The sequence below is a fragment of the Mammaliicoccus stepanovicii genome (assembly GCF_002902525.1).
In the GTDB taxonomy this organism is placed as follows: domain Bacteria; phylum Bacillota; class Bacilli; order Staphylococcales; family Staphylococcaceae; genus Mammaliicoccus; species Mammaliicoccus stepanovicii.
The window spans coordinates 1-6,298 of record NZ_PPQZ01000079.1 but is presented as its reverse complement, the minus strand read 5'-3'; the positions used below and the strand labels follow the sequence as shown (position 1 = coordinate 6,298).

The window sequence follows — 6,298 nt, the reverse complement described above, 5'->3', positions numbered from 1 at the left end:
GGTAAAAATTAACATTTATTTAACAGTATATTTAAATATTGAATTAATATTTGAAATTAATGATATTAAGAAATAACTCTTTTTATAACTATATATAGTTATTGAGTTTGACGATGAATAAGTTAAAATCTTGGTTTGATTCAAATTATTTTTCTTCTTGTTTTTTAGTTATAATTTTGAGAGTTTTGATATACTGTTTTTAAGAGAAATAAAAGGAGCAAACTTTATGACTGAACAAAAGATGGCTAAACCATCATTATTTTTAATTATTATATTAGGGTTATTAACAGCATTTGGACCATTATCGATTGATATGTATTTGCCAGCATTACCGCAAATTAGTCAGGACTATAGTACAACAACATCTAATACGCAATTGACGTTAACGCTTTTCATGATAGGGTTAGCTATTGGACAAGTATTTATTGGACCACTATCAGATTTTGTAGGTAGAAAAAAACCACTTATCATCGTATTAGCAATTTATGCGATTGCATCTATATTATGTGTGTTTGCACCGAATATTTATGTTGTAATGGCATTAAGGTTTGTTCAAGGTTTTACTGGTGGTGCGGGAGCTGTTATTTCCCGGGCAATATCGAGCGATTTATATCAAGGAAAAGCTTTAACTAAGTTTTTAGCTGTGTTGATGCTTGTTAATGGTTTAGCACCTATATTAGCTCCAGTCATGGGAGGTGCAATTTTAGCATTCTCAACTTGGAAAACGGTGTTCATTATATTAACAATATTTGGGATGGTTATGTTTGGATTATCATTATTTAAATTGTCGGAATCACTACCTGAAAATCGACGATCCTCAGGTAGAATAAGTGAAATTTTATCAGATTTTAAATTACTATTAAAAAGCCCAAAGTTCTTATTACCGCTATTTATACAAGGATGTACTTATGCATTACTATTTAGTTACATATCTGCTTCTCCTTTTATTACGCAATCGATTTATCATATTTCACCACAAATGTTTAGCTGGATGTTTGCATTTAATGGTTTAGGCTTAATCCTTTCTGGCCAACTTATTAATAAATTAGTTGATAAGTATGATGAACATACGTTGATGAGAGTATTCGGAATGATACAAATATTAGGTGTTATTATTGTTTCTATTACGTTGCTTAATCTGTGGCCAATATGGTTATTAATGATTGGATTCTTTATATTAGTGAGTCCAGTTGCAGCTATTGGAACGACAGGTTTTTCAATTGCGATGTCACATAACAAGGGCGGAATTGGGAGTGCATCAAGTTTATTAGGATTATCTCAATTTGCCTTTGGTGGTTTAGTTTCACCTTTAGTAGGTATAAAAGGTGAACATGACGTATTACCGTATATCATCACAATAGTTGTGGTTTCTTTAATATTAATTATTTTGTTTTTAATTAATAAACGTGTTTTTAGAACGTGAAGTTTAATAAATATTTAAGTACATATTCTTTATGATAAAACCAAGATGTCCTAATGCGAACAATGTGCTAATCACTGCCAAAATAAGAATTGATTTTTTTGCATTTTCTAAAATGAAAACAATACTTAATAAAAATGTAAAGGCAACAAGAATGATTCTATAACTCAAGAAGTTTGTATCAAAATCTACGTTTAGGCTTATGCCTATCATGATTGCATTGACTATAATAAATAAGAGAAGTAGTATTTGTCTCACATGTTTCAATCCTAACTGTTTTGAATTTATAAAGTAAGTATAACAAATGCTATGGTTTTACGTGAAATTAAGTAGTGATTCATAGTATAATTAAATAACGAATTGACTAAAAGGAGATTTATAAATGGCAATTAAACAAATGAATATCACGCATGAGCAACATGACGAATTTGTAAAGCAACATCCAAATGGTGATATGTTGCAGCTTACAAGTTGGGCAGAATCTAAAAAGCTTACAGGTTGGTATTCTCGCCGTATTGCTGTAGGTGATGGTGAAGAAATTACAGGTGTAGCTCAGTTACTATTTAAAAAAGTTCCTAAATTACCCTACACACTTTGTTACATTTCTAGAGGTTTTGTAGTAGATTACAAAGATGAGACATCAGTTAAAGTTCTATTTGAATTATCTAAAGAAATGGCTAGAAAAGAAAAAAGTTATGCAATCAAAATTGATCCAGATATTGAAGTTGACGAATCTGAAGGTGTATTAGAATTTTTAACTGGATTAGGATTTCAACATAAAGGGTTTGAAGATGGTTTAAGTCGATCATATATTCAACCACGTATGACTATGATTACTAAAATTGATCAATCAGATGAAGATTTAATGCAAAGTTTCGATAAAAGAAATCGTTCACGTGTCAGAAACTCTTTAAAACGAGGTACTGAACTTATTATTGGTAACCGTGATGACTTGAAAATATTTTCTAAGATAATGGAAGAAACGGGTGAAAGAGATAATTTCTTAACGAGAGATGTATCTTATTTCGAAAATATTTATGACCACTTGCATCCAAATGGTGATTGTGAACTATTTTTAGTTAAAGTAGTACCTGATCATGTGTTGAAAGATTTATTTAAAGAAAGAGACGCGCTTCTAGATGAGAAAGCGAGACTTAAAGAGAGACGTGAAACAAAGAAAGTTATCAATCAAATTAAAGATGCAGACGAAAAATTAGGCAACTTTGAAAAACGTATTCAAGAAATGGAAGATTTAAAAGAGAAAAATCCAGATGGTGTTTATCTTTCTGGAGGAATTTTAATTTTCTCTGGTAAAAAATCATATTACTTGTATGGTGCATCTTCAAATGAATATCGTGAGTTTTTACCTAACCACCGTATGATCATAGAGATGATGAGATTTGCTAAAGAGAAAGGTGCCACGAAGTTTGATTTCGGTGGAACTGACAATAATCCAGATCAAGATCATGAACATTATGGTTTATGGGCATTCAAACGTGTATGGGGAACTTATTTAAGTGAAAAAATCGGCGAGTTCGATTATGTTATGAATAAACCATTGTATACAGCAATTGAAAGGGTAAAACCAGCAGTAAGTGCATATAAGAGAAAAATTGAAAAGAAAATCAAGAAATAACATAACTTTAAAAACACTAAAAATCGTAAATTTTTAGTGTTTTTTTCGAGAAAGATAGGATAATCTATCAAATTGATATAGAATAGAAAGATAAATGGAAATTAGGGGGAAGATTAGTGGTTCAAAAAATGATAAAGTTTTCACTGAATAACAAGTTCGCTATTCTGTTAATGACACTCATCATTTTATTAGGAGGAATTTACTCTGCTTTTAAAATGAAATTAGAATTATTACCAGATGTTACAACACCAGTCATCACTGTTACAACACCATATCCTGGTGCAACACCAGAGAATGTACTTGAAAAAGTTACTGAGCCGGTCGAGAAACAAACTCAAAATCTTGAAGGTGTTAAAAATGTAACCAGTCAGTCACTCGCAAATGCCTCTTCAATAACATTAGAATATACATATCAAACAGACATGGACAAGGCAGAAACAGAATTAAGAAAGCAATTAGATCAACTTGATTTACCTGAAGGAACTCAAGACCCCGAAATGAGTCGCATGTCTATGAACACCTTCCCAGTAGTTAGTTATTCAATTTCAGATAAAAACAACGACTTAGAAAAAGCAACTAAACAAATAAAATCAGGATTGATTCCTAAATTAGAAAAAGTTGACGGCGTACAAAGTGCATCATTATCAGGGCAAACACTTAACGAAGTTAATTTGGAGTTTAAGCAGAAAGAACTTACAAAACGTGGATTGACTGAAGATCAAGTATTGCAATTTCTAGATGGTGCAACGAAAGAATCACCATTAGGGTTATATACTTTTGGAGATAATTTGAAATCAATTGTCGTAGATGGTCGTTTCACATCCATAAAAGCATTAAATGAATTACAAATACCAATAACTGGTGCCTCACAAGGTGGTCAACAAGACTCACCGCAAGGCGGTCAACAAGCTTCACCACAAGGTGGTGACGGGGCTTCAGAAGGTCCTAAATCTGTAAAACTATCAGATATAGCCAATATCAAAAAAGAAAAAACACGTGAATCAATTTCAAAAACAAACGGTAAAGATGCACTCGCTCTACAAATCACGAAATCACAAGATGCCAATTTAGTAGATGTTGTTGATGCAGTAGACAAAGAAGTTGAAGCATACAAAGATGAACATAAGAACATTAAATCAGTACAATTAATGGAAACAGCATCTACAATTAAAGATTCTGTATCAACTATGGTCGAAAAAGCATTGATTGGATCTATAGTTGCTGTCATTATCATAATGTTCTTCTTAAGAGATATTAGATCGACACTTATTTCAATTGTATCGATACCAATGTCATTATTAATTGCAATCGTTGGATTAAAAACATTCGATGTATCACTGAATATTTTAACATTAGGTGCATTAACCGTAGCAATTGGTCGTGTTATAGACGATTCTATTGTTGTTATAGAGAATATTCATCGAAGGATGTCGGATCAAACTGAAAAACTTAAAGGTGCAGAATTAGTTACGAGTGCAACGAAAGAAATGTTTATTCCAATTATGTCCTCAACAATTGTTACGATCGTTGTGTTCTTACCATTGGCATTTGTTACAGGTCAAATTGGGGAAATGTTTAGACCATTTGCTATGGCAGTTGCGTTCAGTTTATTAGCATCATTATTAATTGCGTTAACTATTGTACCTGTGCTTTCTCATATCTTCTTTAGAAATGGAATTAAGAAAGAGAAGAAGGATAAAGGTCACTGGTTAGCAAATAAATATAAACGATTCCTAAATTGGAATTTAAATCATAAATGGATTGTCATAGTGTTAAGCATAGTCTTAGTGATTGGTAGTTTCGCTTTAGTATTTACACCATATATAGGTAAATCATTTATAGACACTGGCGAAGATAAGATGCTTGCCTTAACTTACAAACCATCTCCTGGGGAAAAAGAAGAAGATGTCGTTAAACAAGGTGAAAAAGCAGAAAAATACTTATCTAAAGATAAGAATGTAGATTTTGTACAGTATAGTGTAGGTGGAGAAAACCCATTTAATCCATCAGCAAAAAATGATATGGCTTTAATGGTTAAGTATGATAAAGATACACCAAAATGGGATTCAGTAGGCAAAGAAGTGATGAATCACCTTGGAAAAATGAAACATAGAGGTGAGTGGAAACAACAAGACTTTTCTACTGGTGGAACATCTAACGAAGTAGCTGTTAAAGTTTCTGGTTCTTCAACAGATGCAATAAGAGGAACTGTTAATGATGTAGAATCCGAAATGAAAAAAGTAAAAGGAATTGAAAACGTAAGTTCAAATCTTTCTAAATCATATGATCAATATGACATTAAAGTTGATCAAGAAAAAGCAAGTAAATTAGGACTTTCAGCAGGACAAATTGCTATGTCACTTAGTCAAACGACACAAGAAAAAGTAGTGACTAAATTAAATGACAATGGTAAGTCGGTTGATGTGAAATTAACTAAGCAAGAAAAAAATAATTGGACAGAAGAAAAATTAAAAGATACAAAATTGGCGTCACCAATGGGTAAAGAAGTTAAATTAAGCGATATTGCGAAACTAGAAAAATCTAAATCTCCAGATACAATTACAAGAGAAAATGATAAAATTTCAGTTTCAGTGACAGGTAAAATTACTGCAGATGATGTCGCAAAAGTTACAACTGATGTAAATCAGAAAGTATCAAAAGTAGATGCGCCAAGTGATGTAGATGTGAATGTTGGCGGAACAAATGATGATATTAATGAAGCAATTCAGCAATTAGTGTTAGCTATGGCAGCTGCAATATTAATTGTATATCTTGTAATCGTATTAACATTTAAAGGTGGACTTGCGCCATTTGCAATATTATTCTCATTACCAGTATCAATTATTGGTGTTATTGCAGGCTTACTTGTAACACAAGAGACAATCTCTGTACCAAGTATGATTGGTATGCTCATGTTAATTGGTATTGTTGTTACAAATGCAATTGTATTAATTGATCGAGTTATTAATATGGAACAAGCGGGTATGACGACTAGAGAAGCATTATTAGAAGCAGCCGGAACGCGTTTGCGACCAATATTGATGACGGCTATTGCAACAATCGGTGCATTAGTACCATTATTATTTGGTGGTGGAAGCTCTGTCTTAATTTCAAAAGCATTAGCTATTACAGTAATAGGTGGACTTATATCGTCTACGTTGTTAACTTTACTGGTCGTACCAATTTCGTATGAAATTATTATGAAATTTAAAAAGAAAGTATTTAAACGTACAGTACGTAAG

The 6,298-nt window shown here is 32.0% G+C and carries 4 protein-coding genes; 3 read left to right on the top strand and 1 reads right to left on the bottom strand.

The features are described from left to right. The first annotated feature begins 226 nt into the window (after positions 1–226). Complete coding sequence (locus tag CD111_RS09950) at positions 227–1,423, top strand: putative multidrug effflux MFS transporter TcaB (protein WP_095086304.1); 1,197 nt, start codon at positions 227–229, stop codon at positions 1,421–1,423. 3 nt (positions 1,424–1,426) lie between these two features. Here CD111_RS09950 and CD111_RS09945 read toward each other — a convergent pair whose 3' ends face one another. Beyond that, positions 1,427–1,678 (bottom strand): hypothetical protein, encoded by a 252-nt coding sequence (locus CD111_RS09945; protein WP_095086307.1) that lies wholly within the window; start codon positions 1,676–1,678, stop codon positions 1,427–1,429. Between the two features lie 124 nt (positions 1,679–1,802). On the opposite strand from CD111_RS09945, the gene CD111_RS09940 reads away from it, so the two are divergent. After that, positions 1,803–3,056, top strand: a complete 1,254-nt coding sequence (locus CD111_RS09940) for a lipid II:glycine glycyltransferase FemX (RefSeq protein ID WP_095086310.1) — start codon at positions 1,803–1,805, stop codon at positions 3,054–3,056. Between the two features lie 116 nt (positions 3,057–3,172). Then, positions 3,173–6,298, top strand: a 3,126-nt coding sequence (locus CD111_RS09935) for an efflux RND transporter permease subunit (protein WP_103268503.1), incomplete at its 3' end; no start/stop codon positions are given.